Genomic DNA, 25,902 nt, shown 5'->3' with positions numbered 1-25,902 from the left:
ATAATATAAATGGAAAATATTTCATATTGCCTCTTTATTTCCGAATTGAACATTCATTATATTTTTTTGATTCTATAATTCAACACAATTAAAATAACATTTAAATTAAAGTCAAATCCTGATTATATTATTATGATCATCTTAATATGAAAATAAATATTAATAAATAATTACGAACTAGTAACTTATTAAAAAACAATAAAAATATATCACTACCACATTATTTCCGTTATAATTTTAGTTGTTTGCAGACACCACAGAAGAGGACTTATGAGCTACTTTTTCGCCCACCTTGCTAGAATGAAACTCATTCACCGCTGGCCTTTAATGCGCAATGTACGAACTGAAAACGTTTCGGAACATAGCTTACAAGTGGCTATGGTTGCCCATGCTCTTGCTATCATCAAAAATCGTCGATTCGGCGGTCAGGTTAATGCAGAACGAATAGCCATGTTAGCCATGTACCATGATGCGAGCGAAGTTATCACTGGAGATTTACCAACTCCGATTAAATATCATAATCAGCAAATTGCTCATGAATATAAAAAAATAGAGAAGTTCGCCCAGCAAAAATTACTCGAAATGCTACCAGAAGAACTGCAAGATGACTTCCGTGAACTAATTATTGAAGATTTACAAACTGATGAAGAACATTCATTGGTTAAACAAGCTGACTCATTGTGCGCTTATTTAAAATGTTTAGAAGAGCTTTCCGCGGGTAATAGTGAATTTAAACTTGCAAAAAAACGCCTAGAGAAAATATTAGAAGAAAGGAAAAGCCCTGAAATGGATTATTTTATGGAAAAATTTGTCCCAGGTTTTAAACTTTCCCTTGATGAAATCAGTAATTAATTTTTTTAGTAGGAATAATAAATATTCCTACTCTGCATAAGCAGTTATTAATTATACTTCGTTAAATGCCGTAGAACAGTCAGACGATGACGGGAAATGCACATACAGCCGCTTAAAGTCCCCATTAACCCCCAAAACCACTTTTCCTTTATCTTCAAAGGTAATAGAACAATAAAAACTCGATTTTGTACGATATTTTTTGCCACTTTTAGTTGTTATTTCAACTACCCAGTAATCATATGAATCATTAATACCGAGCTCATATTTAAATGCAAAAATATCTTTCATAACTGCTTTATTTGCAATATTAGACAAAGTTTGTGAACTGGGATATTTTTTCGTTCTGCTATTACTGAGGTTATTAATATAATGCTCAATGACAACAGAACTTAAGTCTTCCCCCCAAAAATTTTCAAATGTTGCCAAACCCAAATAATATCTTTCCGGTGTAGCAGTTTCTTTATTCATATTATATATTCCTCACATTGATTTGTCAGAAATAAGCTAGCATTTCATCTATCAAATGAAAAAACGAATAAATATTAACGCTTACGTTTTTTTAATAGAAAACCATCAATAACGATTTGCTTTTCATTCGTTATTGATGGTAATTTTGAAATTATAAATAACAAAGATTAATTAAAGGGAAATAATACCGGTACAACCAAAATACTAATTAGCATTACGATAATAGTAAACGGCACACCAATTTTTAGGAAATCAGCAAATTTATACCCACCAGGCCCTAAAACTAAGGTATTCACTGGTGATGAAACTGGGGTCATAAAGGCAGCGGATGCGGCTATCCCAACAATCATGGCAAAAGGAAGTGGTGAAACCTCCATTTGACGCGCCGCCGCAATGGCAATCGGCGCCATTAACACCGCAGTTGCGGTATTGGAAATAAATAAGCCAATAGTGGCGCACAAAATAAACAGGCACAATAACATCACGTGTGGCCCTAACCCACCGGCGACTTTCATTAACGCATCGACAGCAAGCGCAATCCCCCCTGTTTCTTGCAATGCTAGCGCAAAAGGCATCATCCCAACAATTAAGATAATACTAGGCCAGTGAATTGACTTATAAGCGCTTTCCATATCGATACAGCGAAATTTCCCCATTAACAAACAGGCAATAAGTGCTGCAATAAAATTAGGAATTTCATTGGTCACCATCATCGCGACCATTAGCGCCAAACAAAACAAGGCATGAGGAGCCTGAGATGCAGCGGGTGCAACGGCCTCGACTTCAGCAGCTAGGTTCAATACAATAAAGTTACGCGGCTTAGTCGATAAAATTCGGATCAATTTCCAATCACCAATAACTAATAAAATATCACCTAACCTAAGCGGTTCATCAACTAGCTTTCCATCCAGTGCCTTGCCATCTCGACGAATACCAACAACGTTCAAACCATAACGAGTACGAAATTTAATGTCCCTCAACGATTTCCCCAATAGTTCGGAATCAGGGTTCATCGACACTTCAGCCATTCCCACATCACGTGATTGGTCTGAAAAATAATCTCCCCGTAAAATCATCGGTTCAAGAAGTTGCTCGCTACAAAATTGGCGCAAATCGTCATCACTCACGGATATATCGACTAATAAAACATCCCGCTCGCGTAGCTCGGTTCCCCCCGTTGCACTCACCATCACGCGACGGAATTTACGCCAACGCTCTATCCCAACCACGTTAGCTTCATAACGGGAGCGAAGATGCAGTTCATCAAGCGTATGGCCTATGAGTGGCGAACCTTTTCGGATAGCAAGGCGGCGAGCTCTACCCGTCAATTTGTAATCACGAATTAAATCACGGAAAGTACGTCGATAACGCTCAGGGAGTTTGTCGGGTTCATTACTGCCTAGCCAACGCCTTGTTAGCCACATGTAGGCAATACCGGCTAATAAAATGAGAATGCCTATAGGGGTAATAGAGAAAAATTGAAAGCCTTTGATCCCCTCTCGTACTAACTCACTATTCACTACCATATTCGGTGGCGTGGCCACCAGTGTCATCATTCCACTGATAAGCCCTGCGAAGCCTAATGGCATCATCAACCGGCTAGGGGACGTTTTCATGCGTGATGCAACGCTTAATACGACGGGGATAAAGATAGCCACCACTCCTGTGGAACTCATAAAAGCCCCTAACCCAGCGACGGTGAGCATTAAGAAAACCAGCATTTTGCTTTCGCTGCTTCCTGCAACGCGAACAAGCCAGTCTCCCATTTGATAGGCTATCCCTGTGCGAACAAGTCCATCACCAATAACAAACAATGCTGCAATTAGCAGGACGTTGGGGTCAGCAAAACCTGCGGTAGCTTGTTCTAGCGTTAAGGTATCGCTCAGCACAAACGCGACAATGACAAGTAACGCGACCACATCCATGCGAATTTTATTTGTGGTAAATAGAACTATCGCAATCAATAGAAGGGTTAAGACCCACAGCAATTCTCCGTTCAAAATATCCCCTTTCGACGAAAAAAAACATTGCTAAGAATTTTATTTAGTTAAGCATGTTTTACGGAGAATTTCTTTGATTAAATCACCATTAAGTCAAATTAGACACGAAAAGTTCATAATCACCATTATTGTCAGGTCCCATAACGGAAATTTGTTCCAATGAACTCACAATTACTTGAATTTCATCACGACGAGGCATCCCTTCTGGTGCATGGACTGCCACCACTTGGCAACCGGCTGTTAATGCTGAATGGATGCCTGCCTGTGCATCTTCAAAGGCAATACAGGATTTTGCAGGAAAAGAAAGTGCTTGGGCACCAAGTAAAAACGGCTCTGGGTCAGGCTTACCTTTGGACACTTTTTCAAATGTTATCCAATGTTTAGGCTCTGGTAACCCTGCCGCTTGTTGACGCCCATGAGCAATTGGTACAGTACCAGAGGTGACAATTGCCCACGGTGCGCCAATTTCATTTAAACGCGTCAGCAAAGCAATAGCGCCGGGTAGAGCAACAACGCCCTCCACATCTTCGCTTTCCATTTTTTCTAGCCAATGGAAGTATTCCATAATTTCTTCATCACTCGCCTCGGGTAAAAAATGGCGCAAACTGGTCATTGCGGGTTTACCATGAATATAGCTAATAACTTCGTCCGCACTTTTATCAATACGCTCACCAAATTTGCACCAGCAACGTTCAACGACTGCGAGTGAATCCGCTAACGTACCGTCTAAATCAAATAGAAACCCTTTTGCCTTTAATTTCACATCTACCCCTTTAATTTTGCAATTCACATAACATAAAAAGTTGAATCGATTCTAGCCCACTAGTTAACGCTAAATAGGCGCTCATACGCAACCTCAATATTAAAAATAGTTAAGAATTGAGCCTAAGACATAAATTTGAATGCGCTAGGACTGTTGATCTTTGTGTTTTTTGAACGACATGGTGATTTCTGTTGTATTTGCTTTTTTACGAAATCATTATATTGCTCCTGTACCACACAAGAAAAATGTAAAACTTACAGTTGGTTAGTGAATAAATTGATATTAATCACTTGTAATTTCATGGTGGGTAGTTAAATACACTATAAAATTAGGCCGATAATTTCACTGCTAGTAGAGGGTAGCTTAAATTCTCTATTTTATTTATTTTAAATCATGTGGTTGCGATAACTTCTTAAGCTGAAACATTTGGTTACATAGTTTATTTCTATGTACATTAGAACTTACTGGGTTTATCGCAGTTTTGTCTATTTTTTGTTCGATGATTATTCGGCTATGATTCATTTTTAGTGTTTTTCTGGAGTTATATAGCGATATTTCAACCCGTTTACGCTAAGTCACTTATCCTAGGGAGATACAAAAAGGCCCTCAGGTTTACAGTCCATTCATCAGCTTTTATTATCCTTAACTCAAATCTTACCGTGCGCACGGGCTGAGATGACGGAAATTAATCGATAATTATGTCGACTTAACCCAATTTGTCATTCTGGATAAAGGATATCGTTATGCCAACTCCATGTTATATTTCCATTGAAGGAAAAACCCAAGGTAACATCACTGCCGGTGCATTTACGGCGGATTCTGTGGGTAACATCTATGTACAAGGTCATGAAGACCAAATGTTAGTGCAAGAGTTTTCTCACGTTGTGACTGTACCGACAGACCCACAATCCGGCCAGCCTTCAGGCCAGCGTGCACATAAACCCTTCCGTTTTACCGTGGCGTTAAACAAAGCGGTTCCGCTGCTGTATAACGCATTAGCGTCTGGCGAAATGCTGCCGAAAGTGGAACTCAAATGGTACCGCACCTCAGTTGAAGGGAAGCAAGAGCATTTCTTCACCACCACATTAACGGATGCGACTATCGTGAATATCGATTGCCAAATGCCGCATTGCCAAGACCCCGCGAAAGCGGATTTCACGCAGTTAATCGAAGTCTCTCTGTCTTACCGTAAAATCGATTGGGAACACACCGTTGCAGGCACATCCGGTGCCGATGACTGGCGTGCGCCGCTCGAAGCGTAAGTTCAAATTTAGCGAGCCTTTCGAGGCTCGTTTGCGTTTTTAGCTTTTTCTTCCGTAGAGGAAACTCCCATGTCTTGGACTGACCCAAAGAAAAATAGACGACTCGGTAGCCCCGAAAATAACCCGCTTATTCACGGTGGTGGGTATGCGGGTGGCAGAACCTATGCACAAGACCAAGCCTTGCAAGAAGCCCATGGTCAACTGCTAGAGCGTATTATGAATGGCGAAATGGGGACGGGATTGGTATTCACTTGCACGATTGGTGGACTCCCTGATAATACATTTCAAGTGACCCAGTTTGATTTGCAAGAAGGGCTTTCCCAGCTCTTTTCACTGTCGATTCAGGCGGTCAGCTCGTTACCCGAGATTGATTTTCAAACGGTACTGGGTGTGGCCTCTTCGTTGACTGTAAAGCGAGATGGAAAAATTCTTCGCACGGTACAAGGCATTTTAGCCGGGGCAGAGCAAGGCAACACGGATGGGGTGAAAACCTGGTATCACTTTGTGATACGCCCTGAAATGTGGGTAATGACGCTTAAGCAGGACAGCCGCATTTTCCAAAATATGACGGTGCCGAACATTCTTGAGACGCTATTGAGCGAATCTCATATCAAATTTGATAAACAGCTTTATCACCCCGAAGAGCATCTGAAACGCGAGTACATCACTCAAAAGCGTGAAACCCTGTATGAATTCTGGTGTCGGCTTGCTGCCGAAGAGGGAATTAATTACTGGTTCGAAGAAGGCCCGCAACTGTTTTACAGTGACCGCCATTTAGGCATGAAAGCGGGAATATCGCTCACCTACAATCCGCAATCAGAGACCGACATTACTGACAGTACGGCTACCACATGGCGCTATGCCGAGCAGTTGTGCAGCGATATCCGTGTGGATAAAGATTACAACCAACTCCGCCCTTCTTACCCACTGAGCCACCAAGTCACCGGCGAAGTCCATCAACAACATGAAGTGTTTGAAAGTTATGGTCGCTTTCAAGAAGATGCCGAGGGGCAGCCCTTCAACCAAATTCGCTACGAGCAATCACAAAACCAGCGGCAAGTGGGGTCAGCCACGACGAATTGCATTGAATTAGCACCGGGGCGCATCTTTAGCCTATCAAACCATCCTAGCTCTCGAATGAATACGACGTGGCAGGTGGTGAGTGTCTCCCATCACGGTGTGCAACCTCTTGCTGATAACAGTGGCGGTGAAGGCACTCAATTGAGTAACCAACTGTCCTTTGTGCCCAGCACTCAAGAGTGGCGACCGCCCTATCGTTATAAACCTACAGCGGATGGGGATGAGCTGGCTACCGTTGTCGGGCCACCGGGTGAAGAAATTTACACCAACTCACAAGGGGCGGTTACGGTCTATTTCCATTGGGACAGGCGTGGCATTCCTGACCACAGTGCTTCTTGCTGGGTACCTGTAATGCATGGCTGGAGCGGAAATGGCTATGGGTTTATGAGTATTCCCCATATTGGGCAGCAGGTTTTAATCAGTTATCTGAATGGCGACATTGACCGCCCCGTCATTACGGGATGCATGTACAACGGTCGCAATGCCCCTCCGTTAGATTTACCGACCCAAAAAACACGCACCACCTTTAAAACGTGCACTCATAAAGGGGAAGGTTTTAACGAATTACGTTTCGAAGACCAAGCAGGACAAGAAGAAGTATATATTCATGCCCAGCGTGACATGAATGTGCATATTCAACATGATAGCCACACCCATGTTCAACACGATGTCAAACAGCGCATTGACCAACACCGTTTTACTGACATTCAAGGGGATGACCACCTTCACATTAAAGGGACGCACAAGGCTCAAATAGAAGGTGATATCTCTGAACAGGTGCTTGGCAGTTATCACCAACAAATTAACGGTGCACTGGTGAGTGAAAGTGGTCAAGAGACCCACATCACCAGCCAAGGGAAAGTGGTGATTGATGCGGCGACGGAAATTACCTTAAAAGTGGGCGGCAGTTTTGTGCGAGTGACACCGGGCAATGTGTTTACGTCAGGCAATGTGGCGATTGGCGACAGTGCCGGAGGCTCAGGGCAAGCGGTAGACATTCAATTGCCGGATGGCGTTGACCCGTTTGCGACACCGCCTTATCCGATTAAACCCTATTGTGTGATGCAAGCCCAAGCGACCGGTAGTTGGGTGATTAAACCGAATGGGGGAAATCAATGAGACTCACCCCTTGGACAACATGGCTAACGGCATCCAATATGGACCCCGTCTATTTACTGCTTAATACGTTAGCCACCCCAAACCCGACAGACTTATTGTTTGCCAACGATTGGATTGAACAGGCATTTCCTATTTACAATGGCACCTCACTGGCCCATTTAATCGGTCAGAGCCCGTGGCTTGTGCAATTAAAACCGAGTGCGTATGCCCCATTGGGGCAACTGCTTGACCGTAAAGGCTTCAGTGATAACACATGGGGTTGGGCGTATCGCAGCTCGCTGGATTGGCAATACCAGTTACGGCATTGGCAAAACCGCCAATGGGTGGAGCTGAATGAAGAGCTCGTGGTGCTGCGTTTAATGGATACGCGCATTGCGAATGTGCTTATTCCAAAAATGCGTGAGGTAGATTGGTCTGTGCTGATGACCCCTGTTCATGAGGTGATGCTGGAGACACCCAGTGCCCCTGCTTTTTTTGAATCGCCTACCCGGCATAACCCTTTACCCATTCCTGAACTGCAAGCCCGTCCGTTTATCATGGGGGAACACTTACAGGCTGCGTGGGAAAACTCCGCCCAATTTATCCAGCTGTTAGCGGAAAACCTGGCGTGTGAACTGTGGGAAAACCATGCGGAAATAGCGCTGTCACTCGACACACCGGAAGGTCAACTTCACCGACGTTTAGTGGATTGGTTACACCTGCATCCCTCACTCGTGGGGGATATTCATACTCGTACCGCCACACAATTTACGGACTATGCCCAGCAACAAGGCTGGTTAACCACGACAACGGAGCCGTCATGAGTCAGAAGGTTGAATCGTGCATTATCTGTGAAAACTACCGATTTTGGTTAGAACTGCAATTGGTCGATGATAAAGGACAACCCTTAGCCAACGTGCCGTATACGCTCGCCGAGCGAGGCACAGGCCGTACGATGCAAGGCAGCAGTGACCCACAAGGCCTGATTAAAGCGGAAGGCTTAACGGCTCGTCCGTATACACTGAGCCTTGAACCGCAACCCTTAGCCGATGCCCTGACAACGCTGTCGCCTCCGGCAGCGATTCAAGGCAACGATAAGTCACTGAGTGATTATTGCCGTGAGCAAGGGTATCTCCTGAGTGAAAATAACCGCGCAGGGGCGTTTAACCTCAATGTACCCACTACCGTCCACCGCATGACGGCGGGGCAAATTAGCCGTTCTACCCACTATCAACAATGCGATAAGGGCTATCCCCTATTGTTCCCCTATGACCATCGCCGTGTGATAGCGATTAAACGCATTGCAGAGCCGGTGTTTGCCAAATCGGTGTTGCGTGGTGAGGGCAATACGGATGCGGGGGACACCGTCGAAGACTTGGCGAACTTTGGGCTATGTGATTACAACGCGTATACCTGTGGTATTGATGCCGCAACGAAACAACCTAGCCAACGTTCTTCCTCATTTTTGAGCTTGTTAGGGATTGGTACTGCCAATGCCTTCGTAGCGCCTATGCCTCCGAGTCCTATAGGCGGATTCGGTGGGGCAGCGGCAGGTGGCGCTATGGGTCAACAAGCAATTAATCCACCGGATATCAATCAAGACTCAAGGCGATTTGCTTTCCAGTCTGAAAATGACTATGCAATAGCCAAAGGGGTATCGAAAGGATTCGGTTCGTCGACTTGGTTTGACAGTGCACGCGTATTGGTTGGTATGATACCGAATATCTATGATGGGGATAGTTTAACACACCCAGACTTGCTGGAAATCGCGGAAATAGGTGGAACTGCACCAACACGTATTCGAGTGGGATTTGCCTCAACGGGAACCACAGCGGCAGCGATGGCAAGTGCATCTCAACTGATTGCGTACCATACTGAGCGAGACAGTGGCTATGACCAAGTGCCGGTGATTAAAGGTGAATTGGCTTCCGAAGCTGAAGCGCGAGAAGTGTTGAGCTTACCGATATATCAATCCCCAAATGGATTGCCAAATGCCAATACCCAAGCTGAAATTTACCGTTTTGATGCAGGCGGCACAACTCTTTACATGGGCGTAGCGGCATCAGGGGAGATAATTAATATCTCTGCGCGGATTGATGATATTCCAAATGAACCCATCATTCATGCGGGCCCCTCGCCTCAGCCTCAAAGAGTCGAGAAACCGGAAGGTTTTGCTATCCATGAGTCTGATACTCGGCCTGAAACATTGCCGATTGCGGATGATGGGATTATTTGGCGCCATACGGGACACGATGTAGAGCCGGTGGATTTTCGGGATTATATTCTGACGGTTGAAAGAAAGGATGTAAAATCTGCTTATGTAAGTCTAGAAAAGGAGTATAAGAAGAAAATACAAGACTTTGAAGCAGAATATGGTAGCGACAATATACATGGCTTACGTAGGCATGGTTCCGGTACAACATTAGAACAACAAAAATACAGATCAAAAACTGGATATACTCCCGATGGAGTACAAGGTAGTCCAACTAATTCAACACGTTTTATCAATCCACAAGATCAGTTAGAAGCAATAGAAAAAGCGGGTGAATTATATGATCCTAACATTCATACAAATGGGCGTGTCGATGTTGACATGGGAAGAATCGTTGCGGAAGGCTATACAAAAGAAGGCGAATACTTTCAAACATCAACAGTAAGAGCTGGTTTTGATAAAAAAACAGGAAAAATGTATAGCATATTTGGAATAAAATGAAATGAAAAAGATAAAGATTAGTAGATGGTATATATCTGGATTTTGGGCTCCACTTGATGGTGGCCCGAATGAAGATGAAGCGTTATTGAAACTGAATTTGAATAATCATTCAAGTATTGATTTAATTGTTGATAAAATACTTAAGCCGTATATTGATATGTTGCCTTTAAAGTATCAAATTCGTTTCAAGGATAGTTTTAAGTATGCGATAGCATACTATTCAGAAAAAGAGCTAAAGGATTGCTACTATACTGGAGCACCTCAATTAGACTTACCTGACGGTATAACCGCTCGGGATTTTTATATCTATGTATGGAATTTAATGTATAAGAACGAAAGTTATTTGGCATCTGAGAAGGATAATTATACTGAGCTTTCACTTAACGAAATTTATAAAAAATAGTAGAGCCATTAAAGTATATCGAGACGAATAAAAAAATAATAGCAATTGTTTGATGTTCAATTACCAATCGATATATTGGGGATAATTTAATAGGGAATATTAGTGACTATGTCTATGGTTTATAATCGATTCAGTTTAATTGCCATCATCATTGGAGCTTTTAGCATTCTTGTAATACTTGTTAATCAAAGCCTTGAGCGTGAATACGTCCAATCCAAACCTAAGTTAGAGCAAATTGTTCATGAAAAGGTAAGTAGTATAAAAAAAGCGACAATCGATGCAATTAAAGGAAAAGCGTATCAAGCTCCTACTGTAGATCCTGCCAATGAACAGCGACAGCTTTTATTAGATAAAATTGAATTATCCAAACAAATTAGTATAACGCTCAGTGTGTTTGGCATTATTTTGACTGCTATTTCATTTATTCGCCATGAAAACAAAAAATCGGGCAGGATAGCGTTAGCGCTAAATGGGAGTGTTCTCGCTATTTCTCTTCTATTGTATGCTGCTGCTGGCGTAGCTAGCATTGTTGCTGTTTTACTTGTCATTTGGTTTATAGGTCACTTTTTTGACATTTTTAGTATTTGCTAACTTTTTCAGAAAAGCACCCTAATTTTTTACGTAAAACAGGTGATTTTAAGTATCAGCTTGAACAGCTTTTAGCAAAGCTTGATCAGGAGAAAAAACGCAATGCGTAGTCTTGTGAACGGCAGAAAACTCATTTTAAAAAATGATACGACGAATACCGGAGGCACGGTGTTGACGGCTTCTTCTCTCGCCAAGCAAACCCAAGGAGTTGCCTGTGTGGGCGACTCTGTTTATTGTCCTTCATGTAAAAAAACCGGCACTATCATTGAAGGCGATAGCTTAATGAAGATTAATGGTATCCCTGTTGCGCTAGAAGGTCACAAAGTCGCTTGTGGATGTTCTGGGGGCTGTGTGCTTGTTGCTGTAGGCTAAGTGTTAATGTGTTTTAACTTGCTCATATAGCTCGCATATCAGTGTCACGTGTTGCTGCTTTACTAATGACAAGCAAACATGCTCTAAATATTCACGCTGTAGCTAGGCGACTAGAGAAGATATCTCGGAGAGCATACAAATGTATGTGACCCGAGTCACCGAACGCAGTCAACAGAGCTACAGCGCGAAGAATGACGAGCATTAGGCATTTAAAATTTGGGAGATCTCCACTGCTGATAAATGATACTGCCTTGGACATGCATGCCAAATCGCTAACATACGATTATATTTTTCCCACATTGGCGTTTGTGAGTTAAACCCATGCGTCCCGCTGTCAAAGTGGGTATAACGCCCTTCTGTGTTGACCATAAAACGGACATAGCTCAGATAACGTGCTTCTGTTGCCGCATCAAAGCCCAAAAATTGCACACGGCGGCCATCAATGTCTTCCTTATTAGCCATGTTGCTATAAGAGACTTGCAGCGCATGGTACATTTCCATGATATCAATAACAGTACGGCAGGTATCTTCACTTAAATGACCAAAGTCTCTGTCTAACTCACGCATTTGTAAACCGAAACCACGTTCAATAATGGTTTGTTGTCGGCGATAACGTTCTGCATTATCGGGGTCAAGCATGGTCATCATTTTATATTGATTAGATAAGATCAAGCGTTGTGCGTTAGTCATTTCCATCAGGGTTCTCCCACAAAAAAGTATGGCTTATCTTCGCATTCAACATCAATCATATACAGTGAAAACATCGCTTTTATTGATCTAAACACTATTTTTGTATTACTTATTGTTAAATCTAGCTTTTAATAGAAATTATCCCTTAGATATCTTCCATAAAGGAACGATCTAGCTGGTTAAATGCACGTTTTAGCAAGTCAGCCAACGCCATATAATCGGGTTGGTGTTCAACTGGTGCCATCGCAATTCCCGCTTCGGTAAATTTATCACGGATCTCATAAAACCAGCTTAGCAAGCTGGATGGCAAAGGCGTCGCCGCACGTTTTCCTAACCACCATAAGCCTTGCATTGGCAAACTACAGGCAAAAAGTGCCGTGGCAATGGCAGGCCCCAATTGCCCACCTAACGCGATTTGCCATGCTAATGTAAAAATTGCAATGGGCGGCATAAAGCGAATACCAAAGCGTACCGCCTTGTTAATACGAATTTCGGGGAATATCGGCGACAGTTTTTTCTCCATAGGAAAAGCCTTCAGATAGCGGTTACCTAATCTAAAGCGCTTAAAAAAACCGGGCGGTGTACTTTGCAATGTACTCATGAAACGTTTCCTATCGACTTCTTAAAAACTGAGGCAATAATTTATAAATTACGCATGGTAAAATGATAGCACATTTAAGGTAACGAAATTATTTCATTACATTTACCTTAAGTTAAGTCAATTTACTAAATATCAGCTATTCTAATAGCAACGTAACCCTGTGCTATAACACTACTTTATACGTCACTTATGATTTTAATCAATCAAAGTCCCTATTTTTAAAAAAAACGTATAAAATATAAAATAATTTTAGTAGAATCTGCCACATTTAGAATTGCTGTTGCATTTGTTATTTTTTAGCTTTATCCATCTTCGATACTGAAGATAGACAACAGTTATATATTGGGGTTGTTGGTCGTTATTTCAACACTAGGTGCAGAGGTTTACTTTTATAACCTTCTGTAGAAAAGAATAGCGCCTGCGTTATCAACCCCTGAAGATCTCACGATCTTTAATTTTTTTCGCCTTTAACATGATATCAATCATGATGTTTCAGGTCATAAATACGCTAGGCTCTAGCGGTATATTTTTATATCTGAGTCTTTTCATGTTTTTAAAAGGCTTCACAACAACAATTAACGATAGGTATTTCCATGTCAAGTAAGCTGGTACTGGTTCTAAACTGCGGTAGCTCCTCACTGAAATTCGCCATCATCGACCCAACTAATGGCGATGAATTTTTATCTGGATTAGCTGAGTGCTTTAACCTCCCGGAAGCCCGTATTAAGTGGAAAATGGATGGTGCTAAGAAAGAAGCGCCTTTAGGTGCTGGTGCAGCGCATAGCGAAGCATTGGATTTCATTGTTAACACTATTCTTGCTGAAAAACCTGAGCTATCAGAGCAAATCACCTCCATCGGTCACCGTATTGTTCATGGTGGTGAGAAATTTACCTCTTCTGTATTAATCACAGATGAAGTGATTGAAGGCATCGAAGCGGCTATTCCATTCGCGCCATTGCATAACCCTGCTCATCTCATCGGTATTGAAGAAGCAAGAAAATCCTTCCCGCATCTGGTCAACAAAAATGTCGCTGTCTTTGATACCGCATTCCATCAGACCATGCCGCAGGAAGCTTATCTGTATGCATTGCCATACGAATTATATTCAGAGCATAGTATTCGCCGTTATGGTGCGCACGGTACAAGCCATTACTATGTTTCCCGTGAAGCTGCGAAAAAACTCAACAAACCTGTTGATGAGCTAAATGTTATCACTTGCCACCTAGGCAATGGTGGTTCTGTTACTGCTATTGTTAACGGTAAATGCGTTGACACTTCAATGGGTTTAACGCCATTAGAAGGTCTGGTAATGGGAACACGTAGTGGTGATATCGACCCTGCAATTATTTTCCATTTACATGATTCTTTAGGTATGAGCGTTGAACAAATCAACAAAATGCTGACCAAAGAGTCTGGTTTATTAGGTTTAACTGGCGTAACAAGTGACTGCCGCTATGTTGAAGATAACTACGGCACTAAAGAAGACGCAACTCGCGCAATGGATGTTTTCTGCCATCGTTTAGCGAAATACGTTGGTGCATATAGTGCTCTGATGGAAGGCCGCCTTGATGCTATCATCTTCACGGGTGGTATTGGTGAAAACTCAGCGCAAGTTCGTGAAATTACCTTGAAGAAACTGGCTATCCTTGGTTTCGAATATGACCACGAACGTAACTTAGCGGCGCGCTTCGGTAAAGAAGGTTTAATCACTACCGATAACAGCCGCCCAGCACTGGTTATCGCAACCAATGAAGAGTTGGTTATCGCCCAAGATACTGCGCGTTTAACCGCATAAGTAACTTCTACCGCCAGCAACCTGCTGGCGGTATCGTTTTGTCATTAGAGTAACCGAAATAAAGAGGTTCCCGTGTCCCGTACAATTATGTTAATACCTACTGGCACCAGCGTTGGCTTAACTAGCGTTAGCCTAGGTGTCGTTCGCTCAATGGAACAAAAAGGTGTTCAATTAAGCGTTTTCAAACCTATCGCACAGCCACGCGTCTCTGGCAATAAAGACCAAACCACTGAAGTCCTGCGCTCTCATTCAAGTATTACTACCATTGTTGAACCACTAACAATGGAATACGTTGAATCGCTACTGACCTCTTCCAAAAAAGATGTGTTAATGGAAGAAATCGTCGCTCGCTATCATGACCACACAAAAAATGCGGAAGTGATTTTAATTGAAGGTTTAGTGCCAACGCGTAAACATTCATTTGCTCAATCATTAAATTATGAAATTGCCAAAACATTAGGCGCAGAGATTGTTTTCGTCACTGCACCAGGCAACAGTTCAATCACACAAATGCAAGAGCGTTTAGAGTTAGTACGTAACGAATTTGGCGGCCAACGTAATAAAAATATCATCGGCGTTATTATCAATAAGGTGAATGCACCTGTTGATGAACAAGGTCGTACTCGCCCTGACCTATCTGAAATCTTTGATGATTCAACCAAAGCGACTGTGGCTAACCTCGATACTAAGCAACTTTCTGCGCTGAATCTGCCTGTGCTGGCATCCATTCCATGGAACTTTGATTTAATTGCCACCCGTGCAATTGACATGGCAAAACACTTAGGTGCAGAGATTGTTAACGAAGGCGAAATCAAAACTCGTCGTGTTAAATCAGTGACTTTCTGCGCTCGTAGCATTCCACACATGCTTGAACACTTCCGCCCAGGATCATTATTAGTGACCTCAGCGGATCGCCCTGATGTATTAGTTTCTGCCTCACTAGCGGCAATGAACGGGGTTGAAATCGGTGCAGTTCTACTAACGGGTGGTTACAACATCGATGCGCCTATTCGCCAGCTGTGTGAACAAGCTTTCGAAACTGGCCTGCCTGTTTTCATGGTGAAAAGCAATACATGGCAAACATCGCTGAATCTACAAAGCTTTAGCTTAGAAGTCCCAGCTGATGACCATGAACGTATTGAAAAAATTCAAAACTATGTGGCTCGTCATATTAGTAGCGATTGGATTGAATCACTGGTTGCTGACTCAGAACGCCCTAACCGCCTATCACCACCAGCATTCCGTTATCAGTTAACTGAATTAGCACGTAAAGCTGGCAAACGAATCGTTCTTCCTGAAGGCGACGAACCGCGTACAGTTAAAGCTGCATCTATCTGTGCAGAGCGCGGCATTGCAACTTGTGTTCTATTAGGTAACCCAGAAGATATTCGTCGTGTTGCTGCCGCACAAGGTATTGAACTCGGCACTGGTATTGAAATTGTTGACCCAGTTAAAGTACGCGAAGAATACGTTGCTCGCCTCGTTGAATTACGTAAGAGCAAAGGAATGACTGAGGTTGTTGCTCGTGAGCAATTAGAAGATAACGTTGTATTAGGCACATTAATGCTAGAGAAAGGCGAAGTGGATGGCCTAGTTTCTGGTGCTGTTCATACGACGGCAAATACTATCCGTCCACCGTTGCAATTAATTAAAACAGCACCGGGTAGCTCATTAGTTTCTTCTGTGTTCTTTATGTTATTACCAGAACAAGTATTTGTGTACGGTGACTGCGCTATCAACCCAGACCCAACTGCAGAGCAATTATCTGAAATCGCTATCCAATCTGCGGATTCTGCTAAAGCGTTCGGTATCGACCCACGTGTTGCGATGATTTCTTACTCTACAGGCGATTCAGGTGCGGGTAGTGATGTTGAGAAAGTGCGTGAAGCAACGCGTTTAGCACAAGAAAAACGCCCTGATTTAATTATCGATGGTCCATTACAATATGACGCGGCTGTTATGGCGGATGTTGCTAAGTCCAAAGCACCTAATTCACCAGTTGCAGGTAAAGCGACCGTATTTATCTTCCCTGACTTAAATACCGGTAATACCACGTATAAAGCCGTACAACGTTCTGCTGACTTAGTCTCTATTGGTCCAATGCTGCAAGGTATGCGTAAACCAGTCAATGACTTGTCACGCGGTGCATTAGTTGATGACATCGTGTATACCGTTGCGTTAACTGCTATCCAAGCAGTACAAAACGAAAACGCTTAATTCATCTCTTTCTGCTAAAAAGCGCTCAACTGAGCGCTTTTTTATTGCCTGATTATTTTTAACTATCTTTTACGCGTAAATAATGAAACCACTACCGCAACAATAATATTCAGAATAAATGCAGCAATACCGATATTCATAAAGCTCAAACTTTCTCCTAACCAAGGGAACAATTGTGCTAAAGAAATTTTCTCTATATAGGTTACCGCAAGGAATAAAACCCCCGCAGAAATTCCACAAATAGCACCCGCAGGTGTCATTGGGTTTTGCTGTTTAAAGCTCATCAGTAAAGCAGGGAAAAACTGCGCGACAATATTGACCCCGAGTAACATAATAGCCACTAAGGTATCATTACTGTGGAAAATAAAATACAAGCTGACCAACGCAACGACAGGTACCATAAAGCGAGCATACACACCAGACTGGCGTTTTTCTTCACTTACTCCCATCGCTTTTTGCACAACTCCCGCTAACATATTAGAAGTGGTTAGCAACAACATCGAACCAGGTACTAATGCGGTTAACATCCCTGCCGCACCAATAAAACCAACCACAATCGGTGAGAAGGTGCTCTTAGATATCTCAAACAGCGATAAATCCACTGCCGCCCCTTCAAGATGTGGAATTTGCAATATGGATGCATAACCAACGAAAAATGCGAATAGCATAATCAAACTGTACGCTGGAATCAGAATACTATTACGTTTCAGTGATTTTTCATCTTTTGCGGTAAACACTGCGGCCATATAATGCGGCCAACAGAAATAGGCAACCACAGATAAGAATATTGTGGAAATATACCAAGGGATATTTAGCCCCGTTTCGGAGAATGTTAAAAAGCTTGGCATCGCGGTATCTATCGCTTTAAACATGTCCCCAAAACTACCGTAATAATGAAGTGGAATATAAATACCGATAAAAACCACCACAATTAAAATCATTAAATCTTTTAGTGCTGATGTCCAAGCTGAGCCATGAATACCTGAAATCATCACAAATAACGTCACTGCGATAATTCCAATCCAAATGGCAATATCTGCTGGAATTGCGCCATAAGACGCTTGAGAAACAATAATGCCTAATCCTTTAAGCTGTAAAACAAATAAAGGCACCATTGCAGCAATAGATATTAAGCTAATTAATAACCCTAACCCCGGGCTTTGATACTTTTTGGTAAATAACTCAGAAATCGTTCTGACATCATTATCTTTTGCAAATCGCCATATCCTTGGGTGCACCCAGTATAAAAAGATCCCCATAAAAGCATTGACTGCCAAGGTATATAGAATTGCAGGGCCTTTACCATAAGCCCAGCCACTCCCGCCAAGGAAGGTAAACGTGGTATATATTTCCCCCGCACTCAGCAAGAAAACTAACAGTGCGCCATAACTACGACCACCGACAGACCACCCTTCATGGTCCATCGTTTTTCCTTTCTTCGCACGAATAGCAAGATAAATACTAAACAGGAAGAAAACAGTAATAATAATTAGCGCGGAGCTCATGATGTTTCCTTAGTATTTTTATTATCTAATATATTGATTAGTAACATAACTAAGGCTGTAACAATCACCCATGAGACAATCCAGAACATTAAAAATGGCAAGCCCATAACAAAAGGCTCTACTTGGTTGGCATAATAGATACCCACGGTTAACGCTAGGATTGGGAAAATAACTAAATAATGATACCACTTCATATTCCGCCCCTTATTCCACTTGCCCGAAAGAAATCAATTCACGAGGCAAATGACTTAACATTTCCACACCGTCTTCAGTAATCAGCAGCATATCTTCAATCATAATACCGCCAACACCAATCCCGTAATAAGGTGTTTCTAAGCTCATTACCATCCCAGCTCGAAATATTTCTGTGGTCGCAGCGCTCACAAAAGGGGCTTCTTCCAGCCCAACGAACACCCCGTCCCCATGGCCTAAGTGCCCACGGTTATAATGGGGCAAACCCGAAGAACGAATGAGTGCCATTGTTTCATTGAAAACATCACTTAATGCCACGCCGGGCGCAACTCGACTTAACATATATTGATGGCCTTTTAAGATAGTTTGATAAATAGCAGCGACTTTTTCATTCGGTTTACCAACCACAAATGTCCGTGCAATATCAGCACCATAACCTGCCACATCAACGCCACAGTCAAATTTAATTAAATCCCCTTCTTTTGCAGGTTGGTCATCAGGGATCATTTTCGGTGAAAAATCACTGCCCACTGAAATTAAATTGAAGCGGCTATAATTTGTCTCTGGGTATTCCATCACTTTCGCTTTAAAAGCGGCGGTTAATTCCGCTGAAGTACAGCCGACTTTGATCAATTTACTCGCAGCAGCAATACCAGCCTCTGTAATTTGTGCTGATTTTCTGAGATGAGCAATTTCCCACGGGCTTTTAATCATGCGTAATTCATTAAATAGCGGCGAAGAATCAACCAAATTTAATTCAGGAATAACCTTATCCAACCATACTTTACCTGTATGTGTAATTTGGTTTAATTCAATTGCAACCGGTTTACAATAAACTCCCGCTTCTGACAACGCCTCTTTGAGTAAATTGAAAATGGTTTCTATTGGGCTATTAATTGGCCTTGCCTTCATCACTTTGCCATTTTCAGGATTGTAAGGGTCATCAACATCCACCCAAATTGGAAATGTTTTAATCCTTGCGTTAGGCATTTGAAGTGACAAATTTGCCGCTTCAAATTCATTCATAATAACCAATGATTGAATAGAAGGATCACGAAAAATAACCGCAATCGCCGAACCTGTTTGCCTGAAAGTGTACATAAAGAAGCTCGCAAAACCGGTTAAGTGATAAAAGTTATCACCCACGGTTGCGATTAACGCTTCAATTCCTTCACGCTCCATAATCTCACGGGCTTTATTGGTTACGTTATCAAGGTGTTGTTGTTTCAAAAAAGCATCTTGTTTATCAATTGTCATTTTTATTCTCTCGAAGCGTCATGTATACACCAAGCAGTGCATCATATCGCAAACGATAAATGTTAAGATCTGTCACATTATATCTAGTGTAGAAATGAATACATCGTTTAGCTTGCAAGTTTGTTATAACTAATCGTTATATATTAGCTTGAAATTAACTTTGCTAGAGATTTGATTTTGGGAGAAATAAAGTAAAGGACTAAATAAAATAGCCCTTTAACAATTTTAATCTGATCAACTATGAGTTTTCAGCACAAGTGATGGTTTTTTCTAACTCATTATTCCGAGTCAACCATAAAGAAAGCGCTTTAAGTGAATCCGGCGTAAATTCGTCACAGCGTGCGCTGATCTCTTTAGGGGTCAACCAACTGACCTCAACAACTTCAGATTCTTGTAAAGCAAATGGACCATGGCTCACACAGCTAAACAAACCACCCCATACACGACAATGCGCATCTTCAAAGTAAAAATGGCCATGTTCAGCAAAAGGAACGCCAGCAATACCTAGCTCTTCTTCAGCTTCACGCTTTGCAGAATCAAGAATGTTTTCACCTTGCGTAACCACTCCTCCAACTGTTGCATCGAGGAAACCGGGGTGAAAATCTTTAATGTCTGTGCGTCGTTGAACCAATATTTTGCCCATTCCATCATGAACAACAATGTAAGTTGCACGATGACGTAGGTTTTCTGCTCGCATTTGGCTACGTGTTGCCTGAGCAATCACAGTATTGTCTTCATCAACAATATCGACCCATTCAACAACTTCGGTTTGTTGTTCCATCCTGTAAACCTTTTATTTTTAAGCTAAAACGGCTTATATCATTAGACTGATTCTTATTGTATGCCTGACAATACCAATCTGCATTGATCCGCACCTATGAAAATGATCCTAGCTGAATTTGTGATTGGTTGCCATCATAAAAAGCACTTCTTATTACAGTGATAATGAAACCGAATTTTTTAAAGGCAGGCTAAGCAAATCATACAAATTGTGTTCACAAATGCTATAGTTAAATCATAACGCTGTAGTTTGTTACTGATCTCAGGGATATCCCCTAAATAGTTCAAATTGCAGCTAGGCGCCAAGAGATGGCAGCCTTAAGACTAAGGTGACAGAACGTAGGCAACAACGCTGCGGTTTGAAATATGACGGGGATGGCGATGAAAATACTCATAACAGGCGGCACCGGGCTAATCGGAACACCACTAATCCAAAAACTGATTTCTCTTGAGCATCAGGTTACTGTATTAAGCCGCTCTCCACAAAAAGTTTATAGCCAGTTTTGCAAGGCTGTTGAGTGCTGGACGTCTCTCAATGGTAAAACCCACTTAAATGACTTCGATGCTGTCATTAACCTAGCAGGCGAACCTATTGCTGATAAGCGCTGGACAGAGGAACAAAAAAAGTTACTGTGTGATAGCCGTTGGAAGTTAACTCAGCAGCTTAGTGAGTTAATCACAGCCAGTGAAACCCCTCCCCGGGTATTTTTATCGGGCTCTGCTGTCGGCTATTATGGCAATCAGGGCCAATCGGTCGTTACCGAAGACGAACAGCCCCATGATGAATTTACTCACCAACTCACACAGCATTGGGAAGCTTTAGCCGCTAATGCTCAGTCAGAAAAAACTCGCGTTTGTTTATTACGCACTGGCCTTGTGTTATCAGCGAATGGCGGTTTACTTGCCAAAATTCTCCCCATTTTTAAAATGGGTGCAGGTGGGCCAATTGGTGACGGGAAACAATACATGCCGTGGATACATATCAACGATATGGTTCGTGCAATTTGTTTTTTATTAGATAACCCAACGCTTTCTGGCCCCTTTAATATGACCTCACCTTATCCAGTCCATAATGACCTATTTTCCGCCACGTTAGGTGAAGTTATTAATCGCCCTTCATTTGTACGAACGCCCGCTTTTGTGATTAAGGCCATCATGGGGGAATCCGCAGCGCTGGTATTGGGTGGCCAACAGGCGATCCCCAAACGGTTAGAAGAGGCAGGCTTTCAATTTGAACATATCGAGTTAAAAGAAGCGCTAACTGACTTACTTACTCCACATACTGATGAGTAAGGGTTATTTCGCCCCCTGCCAACGATGAAATAGGTCTTGTTCCAGTTCGATATCAAACTGATCAAGAATACGATTAACTGTTTGGTCAATAATATCTTGAATAGTTTCAGGCTGGTGATAAAACGCAGGCATGGGAGGCATAATCACGGCTCCCATCTCCGCCGCTTGCACCATCAAACGTAAATGGCCGACGTGCAATGGCGTTTCGCGTACACCTAACACCAATTTTTTACCTTCTTTAAGCACTACGTCCGCCGCCCTAGTGACCAACGTATCAGTATAACTGTGAACAATACCTGATAACGTTTTCATGGTGCAGGGCATGATCACCATCCCAGCAGTACGGAACGAACCGGAAGAAATCGCTGCAGCAATATCACGACTGTCATAGTTATGGTCGGCTAACTGTTGAACGTCTTTCACCGTGTAAGTTGTTTCAAGTGCTAATGTTTGACGGGCGGCCGCACTCATCACCAAATGGGTTTCTACAACTTTGAGCGGTTTCAACACTTCAAGCAAGCGGACACCATAAATAGCCCCACTCGCGCCAGTTAACCCAATGATAAGTTTCTTCATTTCCCTACCTAACCACCCTAGCAAACGATAATTGAGCATTATATACGAAATACGCCACGGTTGCAGATGCAAAGAAAGCATTAAAATTAATTAAATAGGCGACTAATAACTCACTCATTATTTTAGCCTGTAGCCAACAACGCTACAGGTTAAAAGGCAAAAAGGATTTCTGGGTCAGCCGCAATCCCAATTATACACCACACGACTAAAATCACGTTTTTTCAGGTCATCTGGGTGAATAAAGAAATTACCGACTCCCATATCTCCCCACATGATCCCTATTTCATAATCGGTATTTATTTGTAGAAGCAATTCATATTGTTGAATATCTTCTTCGTATTCTCTTGGGTCGGTTTGAGTGAAAAACGGATAGCCGCCGATGCAGTGTGCCCCTGATTCAAACGTATCACTGTAGGGCTCAACCCATTCATCGTAAAAATCTTCCCCTTCAAATTGCTCTTCATAATCATAGAGGTTGTCGACCCCTAATATTTTCTGGCCAAATTGGAAATCATCGATGCTGATGTACTGCTCCGCAGGCGTATATTCAATACTGTATTGATGGTCTATGGGGGTATAGTAGTCATCAGAATGGGCAGCAATCACCGCAGAAAAATCTTGGGTTAATTGCTGAGTATCTTCAATAACCTCTTCCCAATAAATAATACGGAAATCTTCTTGTTTTTGTCGCTGCTCAAAATCAGCCCCATATAAATCATCACCACCAATAAAAAACTGTAAAATCCCCTTTTCAGGGTAATTTTCTAATTTAGGCATTTGTGCAAAATTAATTTGAGCAAGCAACTTGAGTGGCATCCCTTCGCTATTCGTCGGGTATTTTTCATTTAGTGGCAAATACGGCATTCCCCCAACACGACTATCCCATAAAACATAGTCTTCAATAGGGGTTAACGTCATTTCAACAAGCGGTTTTTTCGTGGCTTTGATTTTATCTGCGAAAGGTTTAATCACGTCAGAGAGGGAGTTGAAATCAGCCATATATCGCTCCAAATAGGCAGTTAATGTCCCTCTAGCTTACTCGATTTTTATGTATTTTAAATCAGATATAACTGTAACTTAGGCCTTCATTTGACGTCATAGTTTTCTTGATATTTTAGGCTACAGATTAAAGATGGGAAAAATCAGAATCACTGTGGATTTTCTATATAGTTAGGGTTACAGCTAGGCGGCTAGCAAAGAGACCCTAGGAGCATAGAAAACTACGTGACTAGGGCGAATTTGTGAAGCCAACAACGCTGTAGCCCAAACTATGACGAAAATTGACGAAAATTTAGCCTTCGTTATAAATCTCTAGGTCTTCAACCTCACTCTGATCCTTCAACTTTAACTCATCGTCTTTTCGTAAGTTTTCTAGGTAGTCTAAATAACTTTGGTCGATATCTTTGGTCACATAAATGCCATCAAACACGGAACACTCAAATTCTGTAATTTCAGGGTTTTCTTCACGCACCGCGTCGACTAAATCCGTTAAATCTTGGAAAATTAGCCCATCTGCGCCGATAAGTTTGCGAATTTCATCCACTTCGCGCCCGTGTGCAATCAATTCATTTGCATTTGGCATATCAATGCCATATACGTTTGGGAAACGCACTTCGGGTGCCGCTGAGGCAAAGTAAACATTTTTTGCTCCGGCTTCACGCGCAAGCTCAACAATTTGCTCCGATGTTGTTCCGCGTACAATGGAGTCGTCAATAAGTAAGACGTTTTTATCACGAAACTCCGCACGGTTCGCATTAAGCTTACGGCGCACCGATTTACGACGTTCTTGCTGACCCGGCATGATAAATGTACGGCCTACATAGCGGTTTTTCACGAAACCTTGGCGGTACGGTTTATCAAGAATATGCGCGATTTCTAAGGCGATATCACACGATGTTTCTGGAATAGGAATTACCACATCGATGTTTAAGTCTTCCCATTCGCGAGCAATTTTAGCGCCCAGTTTTTGCCCCATACGTAACCTTGCGTTATACACAGACACTTTATCAATAAAAGAGTCTTGGCGAGCAAAATAGACATACTCAAAAATACATGGGGTTAATTGTGGGTTATCAGAACATTGGCGTGTAAATAATTGGCCTTTTTCTGTCACATATACCGCTTCGCCAGGCGCCACATCGCGTAAAAACTCGAAACCTAAAGTATCAAGCGCAACACTTTCAGAAGCGACCATATATTCATGTTCACCACTTTCAGTAATGCGGCGCCCTAATACTAACGGACGAATACCGTGAGGATCACGGAAGGCTAACATGCCATGGCCAATAATTAATGCCACACAAGCATACGCACCGCGTAATTTTTTGTGCATCGCGGACACAGCACTGAAAACATTGTCTGGCTCGAGAGGGAAATGATCAAACCTATCCAGCTCATGGGCTAATACGTTCAGTAATATTTCAGAATCAGAAGTGGTGTTAACATGGCGGCGCGCTGTTTCAAATAAACTCCGAGTGAGTTCATGAGCGTTTGTCAGATTACCATTATGCGCAAGTGTAATACCAAAAGGTGAGTTTACGTAGAAAGGTTGCGCCTCGGAAGCACTTGAGCTACCTGCCGTTGGGTAACGGACGTGCCCTAACCCCATGCAGCCCTGTAATCTCAGCATATGACGTGTTTCAAACACATCTTTAACAAGGCCATTTGCTTTGCGTAAACGAATGTTGTTTTTGCCATCAATAGTGGCAATACCTGCTGCATCTTGCCCACGATGCTGAAGCACCGTGAGAGCATCATAAATTGATTGGTTTACCGGTGTAACACCGGCGATACCGACAATACCGCACATTTAGTCTTTCCTCATCAGCCAGACGGAGAAATGTTCTCCGGTAGGAAACTTGACGCATTTTGCAGGTAGTCAAAAAACCACCTGATTATATGACTGAACTGCGGAATAAGTTCCGAACGCTGCCAGTCCTCACTTTGAGGTAATGGTGTAAAGGTATCGAGAAAAAACAGCAATGCCGAAACAATCAATACACCACGCAACGCACCGAAGCAGATCCCCAGAACACGATCTGTGCCTGACAACCCCGTTTTTTGTACTAATGAGCTAATCACATAGTTTACGACTGCGCCAACAATCAAAGTGGCAATAAACAGTGCGGCGATAGCAATGCCATTTCTAACCAGCACATCCTCAAAGCGAGTAAAATAGTCAGCTAAATAAGGATAAAACGTACTTGCAACAAAAAAAGCACAGCCCCATGTAACCAGTGAGAGCGCCTCTCGTACAAACCCACGGATCAAGCTAACTAATGCCGAGAAGCCAATAATGGCGATAATTGTGTAATCTATCCAGACCATATTCCATTCCAAAATTCGCACTCGCGACATCAGCGAAGTGCATTCTAACAGAAAACGAAAACGTTTGCG

At 42.4% G+C, this 25,902-nt stretch carries 24 protein-coding genes; 11 read left to right on the top strand and 13 right to left on the bottom strand.

Going from position 1 to position 25,902, the window contains the following annotated elements; genetic code table 11:
- The first annotated feature begins 270 nt into the window (after positions 1–270).
- A complete protein-coding gene (yfbR, locus tag M1F17_RS08375; protein WP_004259798.1) occupies positions 271–852 on the top strand; it encodes a 5'-deoxynucleotidase in 582 nt (193 codons plus the stop codon).
- A 51-nt stretch (positions 853–903) separates the two neighbouring features.
- Here yfbR and M1F17_RS08370 read toward each other — a convergent pair whose 3' ends face one another.
- The 3 genes from M1F17_RS08370 to M1F17_RS08360 form a co-directional block, all read right to left on the bottom strand.
- Entirely contained in the window at positions 904–1,320 is a 417-nt protein-coding gene (locus M1F17_RS08370) for a hypothetical protein (RefSeq protein ID WP_228677068.1), read from the bottom strand.
- Positions 1,321–1,487: 167 nt separating this feature from the next.
- Positions 1,488–3,320, bottom strand: coding sequence for an SLC13 family permease (locus tag M1F17_RS08365; protein WP_004259790.1), 1,833 nt, complete (start codon positions 3,318–3,320; stop codon positions 1,488–1,490).
- Between the two features lie 88 nt (positions 3,321–3,408).
- Positions 3,409–4,083, bottom strand: a complete 675-nt coding sequence (locus tag M1F17_RS08360; protein WP_318837358.1) for a sugar phosphatase — start codon at positions 4,081–4,083, stop codon at positions 3,409–3,411.
- 743 nt (positions 4,084–4,826) lie between these two features.
- Between M1F17_RS08360 and M1F17_RS08355 the strand changes: the two genes are divergently transcribed.
- The 7 genes from M1F17_RS08355 to M1F17_RS08325 all read left to right on the top strand — a co-directional run bounded on the left by M1F17_RS08355 (position 4,827) and on the right by M1F17_RS08325 (position 11,599).
- Positions 4,827–5,345, top strand: coding sequence for an Hcp family type VI secretion system effector (locus M1F17_RS08355; RefSeq protein WP_004246976.1), 519 nt, complete (start codon positions 4,827–4,829; stop codon positions 5,343–5,345).
- Between the two features lie 69 nt (positions 5,346–5,414).
- Positions 5,415–7,544, top strand: a complete 2,130-nt coding sequence (locus tag M1F17_RS08350) for a type VI secretion system Vgr family protein (protein ID WP_206277487.1) — start codon at positions 5,415–5,417, stop codon at positions 7,542–7,544.
- On the top strand, positions 7,541–8,347 hold the full coding sequence (locus M1F17_RS08345) for a DUF4123 domain-containing protein (protein WP_318837357.1): 807 nt from the start codon (positions 7,541–7,543) through the stop codon (positions 8,345–8,347). The genes M1F17_RS08350 and M1F17_RS08345 overlap by 4 nt, the downstream gene beginning before the upstream one ends.
- Positions 8,344–10,236, top strand: coding sequence for a hypothetical protein (locus M1F17_RS08340; RefSeq protein ID WP_206277489.1), 1,893 nt, complete (start codon positions 8,344–8,346; stop codon positions 10,234–10,236). The genes M1F17_RS08345 and M1F17_RS08340 overlap by 4 nt, the downstream gene beginning before the upstream one ends.
- Before the next feature lies 1 nt (position 10,237).
- Positions 10,238–10,639: a hypothetical protein gene (locus M1F17_RS08335; RefSeq protein WP_004257363.1), complete on the top strand. Its 402-nt coding sequence runs from the start codon at positions 10,238–10,240 to the stop codon at positions 10,637–10,639.
- A gap of 108 nt (positions 10,640–10,747) precedes the next feature.
- Complete coding sequence (locus tag M1F17_RS08330) at positions 10,748–11,230, top strand: hypothetical protein (protein ID WP_036957978.1); 483 nt, start codon at positions 10,748–10,750, stop codon at positions 11,228–11,230.
- A 99-nt stretch (positions 11,231–11,329) separates the two neighbouring features.
- On the top strand, positions 11,330–11,599 hold the full coding sequence (locus M1F17_RS08325; RefSeq protein WP_164455502.1) for a PAAR domain-containing protein: 270 nt from the start codon (positions 11,330–11,332) through the stop codon (positions 11,597–11,599).
- A gap of 201 nt (positions 11,600–11,800) precedes the next feature.
- Here M1F17_RS08325 and M1F17_RS08320 read toward each other — a convergent pair whose 3' ends face one another.
- Positions 11,801–12,295: a YfbU family protein gene (locus M1F17_RS08320; RefSeq protein ID WP_004257356.1), complete on the bottom strand. Its 495-nt coding sequence runs from the start codon at positions 12,293–12,295 to the stop codon at positions 11,801–11,803.
- A 139-nt stretch (positions 12,296–12,434) separates the two neighbouring features.
- The gene (gene yfbV, locus M1F17_RS08315) at positions 12,435–12,890 is read right to left on the bottom strand and encodes a terminus macrodomain insulation protein YfbV (protein WP_004257353.1); all 456 of its coding nucleotides are present in this window, start codon (positions 12,888–12,890) and stop codon (positions 12,435–12,437) included.
- A 593-nt stretch (positions 12,891–13,483) separates the two neighbouring features.
- Between yfbV and ackA the strand changes: the two genes are divergently transcribed.
- A complete protein-coding gene (ackA, locus tag M1F17_RS08310; RefSeq protein WP_004257349.1) occupies positions 13,484–14,686 on the top strand; it encodes an acetate kinase in 1,203 nt (400 codons plus the stop codon).
- Positions 14,687–14,773: 87 nt separating this feature from the next.
- On the top strand, positions 14,774–16,903 hold the full coding sequence (gene pta, locus M1F17_RS08305) for a phosphate acetyltransferase (protein WP_153673987.1): 2,130 nt from the start codon (positions 14,774–14,776) through the stop codon (positions 16,901–16,903).
- Positions 16,904–16,965: 62 nt separating this feature from the next.
- On the opposite strand, the gene M1F17_RS08300 is transcribed toward pta, so the two are convergent.
- The 4 genes from M1F17_RS08300 to yfcD form a co-directional block, all read right to left on the bottom strand.
- The gene (locus tag M1F17_RS08300) at positions 16,966–18,408 is read right to left on the bottom strand and encodes a sodium:solute symporter family protein (RefSeq protein WP_096864934.1); all 1,443 of its coding nucleotides are present in this window, start codon (positions 18,406–18,408) and stop codon (positions 16,966–16,968) included.
- Positions 18,405–18,602: a DUF3311 domain-containing protein gene (locus tag M1F17_RS08295; protein WP_004257337.1), complete on the bottom strand. Its 198-nt coding sequence runs from the start codon at positions 18,600–18,602 to the stop codon at positions 18,405–18,407. Before M1F17_RS08295 ends, M1F17_RS08300 begins: the two co-directional genes overlap by 4 nt.
- 10 nt (positions 18,603–18,612) lie before the next feature.
- Positions 18,613–19,857 (bottom strand): M24 family metallopeptidase, encoded by a 1,245-nt coding sequence (locus tag M1F17_RS08290; protein ID WP_164455500.1) that lies wholly within the window; start codon positions 19,855–19,857, stop codon positions 18,613–18,615.
- A 238-nt stretch (positions 19,858–20,095) separates the two neighbouring features.
- The gene (yfcD, locus tag M1F17_RS08285; RefSeq protein WP_318837356.1) at positions 20,096–20,638 is read right to left on the bottom strand and encodes an NUDIX hydrolase YfcD; all 543 of its coding nucleotides are present in this window, start codon (positions 20,636–20,638) and stop codon (positions 20,096–20,098) included.
- Between the two features lie 380 nt (positions 20,639–21,018).
- Here yfcD and M1F17_RS08280 point away from each other — a divergent pair, with 380 nt between their 5' ends.
- Positions 21,019–21,930 (top strand): TIGR01777 family oxidoreductase, encoded by a 912-nt coding sequence (locus M1F17_RS08280; protein ID WP_036958181.1) that lies wholly within the window; start codon positions 21,019–21,021, stop codon positions 21,928–21,930.
- Positions 21,931–21,933: 3 nt separating this feature from the next.
- Here the strand turns inward: M1F17_RS08280 and M1F17_RS08275 are convergent, their stop codons facing one another.
- The 4 genes from M1F17_RS08275 to cvpA all read right to left on the bottom strand — a co-directional run bounded on the left by M1F17_RS08275 (position 21,934) and on the right by cvpA (position 25,833).
- Complete coding sequence (locus M1F17_RS08275) at positions 21,934–22,506, bottom strand: UbiX family flavin prenyltransferase (protein WP_164455498.1); 573 nt, start codon at positions 22,504–22,506, stop codon at positions 21,934–21,936.
- A 174-nt stretch (positions 22,507–22,680) separates the two neighbouring features.
- The gene (locus M1F17_RS08270; protein WP_206277490.1) at positions 22,681–23,505 is read right to left on the bottom strand and encodes a YwqG family protein; all 825 of its coding nucleotides are present in this window, start codon (positions 23,503–23,505) and stop codon (positions 22,681–22,683) included.
- Positions 23,506–23,797: 292 nt separating this feature from the next.
- Positions 23,798–25,315: an amidophosphoribosyltransferase gene (purF, locus tag M1F17_RS08265; protein WP_004257307.1), complete on the bottom strand. Its 1,518-nt coding sequence runs from the start codon at positions 25,313–25,315 to the stop codon at positions 23,798–23,800.
- Between the two features lie 14 nt (positions 25,316–25,329).
- Positions 25,330–25,833, bottom strand: a complete 504-nt coding sequence (gene cvpA / locus M1F17_RS08260; protein ID WP_004257304.1) for a colicin V production protein — start codon at positions 25,831–25,833, stop codon at positions 25,330–25,332.
- Between the last annotated feature and the right edge of the window lie 69 nt (positions 25,834–25,902).

The organism is Providencia sp. PROV073 (assembly GCF_033688125.1).
Lineage (GTDB): Bacteria > Pseudomonadota > Gammaproteobacteria > Enterobacterales > Enterobacteriaceae > Providencia > Providencia hangzhouensis.
The sequence above is the reverse complement of the archived record's forward strand: the minus strand, read 5'-3'. Positions and strand labels throughout refer to the sequence as shown.

What these genes read in the sequence shown, in the direction of transcription:
- yfbR (WP_004259798.1), top strand. Translation starts at nt 271, where the DNA reads ATGAGCTACTTTTTCGCCCACCTTGCTAGAATGAAACTCATTCACCGC.
- M1F17_RS08370 (WP_228677068.1), bottom strand. Translation starts at nt 1,320, where the DNA reads ATGAATAAAGAAACTGCTACACCGGAAAGATATTATTTGGGTTTGGCA.
- M1F17_RS08355 (WP_004246976.1), top strand. Translation starts at nt 4,827, where the DNA reads ATGCCAACTCCATGTTATATTTCCATTGAAGGAAAAACCCAAGGTAAC.
- M1F17_RS08350 (WP_206277487.1), top strand. Translation starts at nt 5,415, where the DNA reads ATGTCTTGGACTGACCCAAAGAAAAATAGACGACTCGGTAGCCCCGAA.
- M1F17_RS08345 (WP_318837357.1), top strand. Translation starts at nt 7,541, where the DNA reads ATGAGACTCACCCCTTGGACAACATGGCTAACGGCATCCAATATGGAC.
- M1F17_RS08340 (WP_206277489.1), top strand. Translation starts at nt 8,344, where the DNA reads ATGAGTCAGAAGGTTGAATCGTGCATTATCTGTGAAAACTACCGATTT.
- M1F17_RS08335 (WP_004257363.1), top strand. Translation starts at nt 10,238, where the DNA reads ATGAAAAAGATAAAGATTAGTAGATGGTATATATCTGGATTTTGGGCT.
- M1F17_RS08330 (WP_036957978.1), top strand. Translation starts at nt 10,748, where the DNA reads ATGTCTATGGTTTATAATCGATTCAGTTTAATTGCCATCATCATTGGA.
- M1F17_RS08325 (WP_164455502.1), top strand. Translation starts at nt 11,330, where the DNA reads ATGCGTAGTCTTGTGAACGGCAGAAAACTCATTTTAAAAAATGATACG.
- M1F17_RS08320 (WP_004257356.1), bottom strand. Translation starts at nt 12,295, where the DNA reads ATGGAAATGACTAACGCACAACGCTTGATCTTATCTAATCAATATAAA.
- yfbV (WP_004257353.1), bottom strand. Translation starts at nt 12,890, where the DNA reads ATGAGTACATTGCAAAGTACACCGCCCGGTTTTTTTAAGCGCTTTAGA.
- ackA (WP_004257349.1), top strand. Translation starts at nt 13,484, where the DNA reads ATGTCAAGTAAGCTGGTACTGGTTCTAAACTGCGGTAGCTCCTCACTG.
- pta (WP_153673987.1), top strand. Translation starts at nt 14,774, where the DNA reads ATGTTAATACCTACTGGCACCAGCGTTGGCTTAACTAGCGTTAGCCTA.
- M1F17_RS08300 (WP_096864934.1), bottom strand. Translation starts at nt 18,408, where the DNA reads ATGAGCTCCGCGCTAATTATTATTACTGTTTTCTTCCTGTTTAGTATT.
- M1F17_RS08295 (WP_004257337.1), bottom strand. Translation starts at nt 18,602, where the DNA reads ATGAAGTGGTATCATTATTTAGTTATTTTCCCAATCCTAGCGTTAACC.
- M1F17_RS08290 (WP_164455500.1), bottom strand. Translation starts at nt 19,857, where the DNA reads ATGACAATTGATAAACAAGATGCTTTTTTGAAACAACAACACCTTGAT.
- yfcD (WP_318837356.1), bottom strand. Translation starts at nt 20,638, where the DNA reads ATGGAACAACAAACCGAAGTTGTTGAATGGGTCGATATTGTTGATGAA.
- M1F17_RS08280 (WP_036958181.1), top strand. Translation starts at nt 21,019, where the DNA reads ATGAAAATACTCATAACAGGCGGCACCGGGCTAATCGGAACACCACTA.
- M1F17_RS08275 (WP_164455498.1), bottom strand. Translation starts at nt 22,506, where the DNA reads ATGAAGAAACTTATCATTGGGTTAACTGGCGCGAGTGGGGCTATTTAT.
- M1F17_RS08270 (WP_206277490.1), bottom strand. Translation starts at nt 23,505, where the DNA reads ATGGCTGATTTCAACTCCCTCTCTGACGTGATTAAACCTTTCGCAGAT.
- purF (WP_004257307.1), bottom strand. Translation starts at nt 25,315, where the DNA reads ATGTGCGGTATTGTCGGTATCGCCGGTGTTACACCGGTAAACCAATCA.
- cvpA (WP_004257304.1), bottom strand. Translation starts at nt 25,833, where the DNA reads ATGGTCTGGATAGATTACACAATTATCGCCATTATTGGCTTCTCGGCA.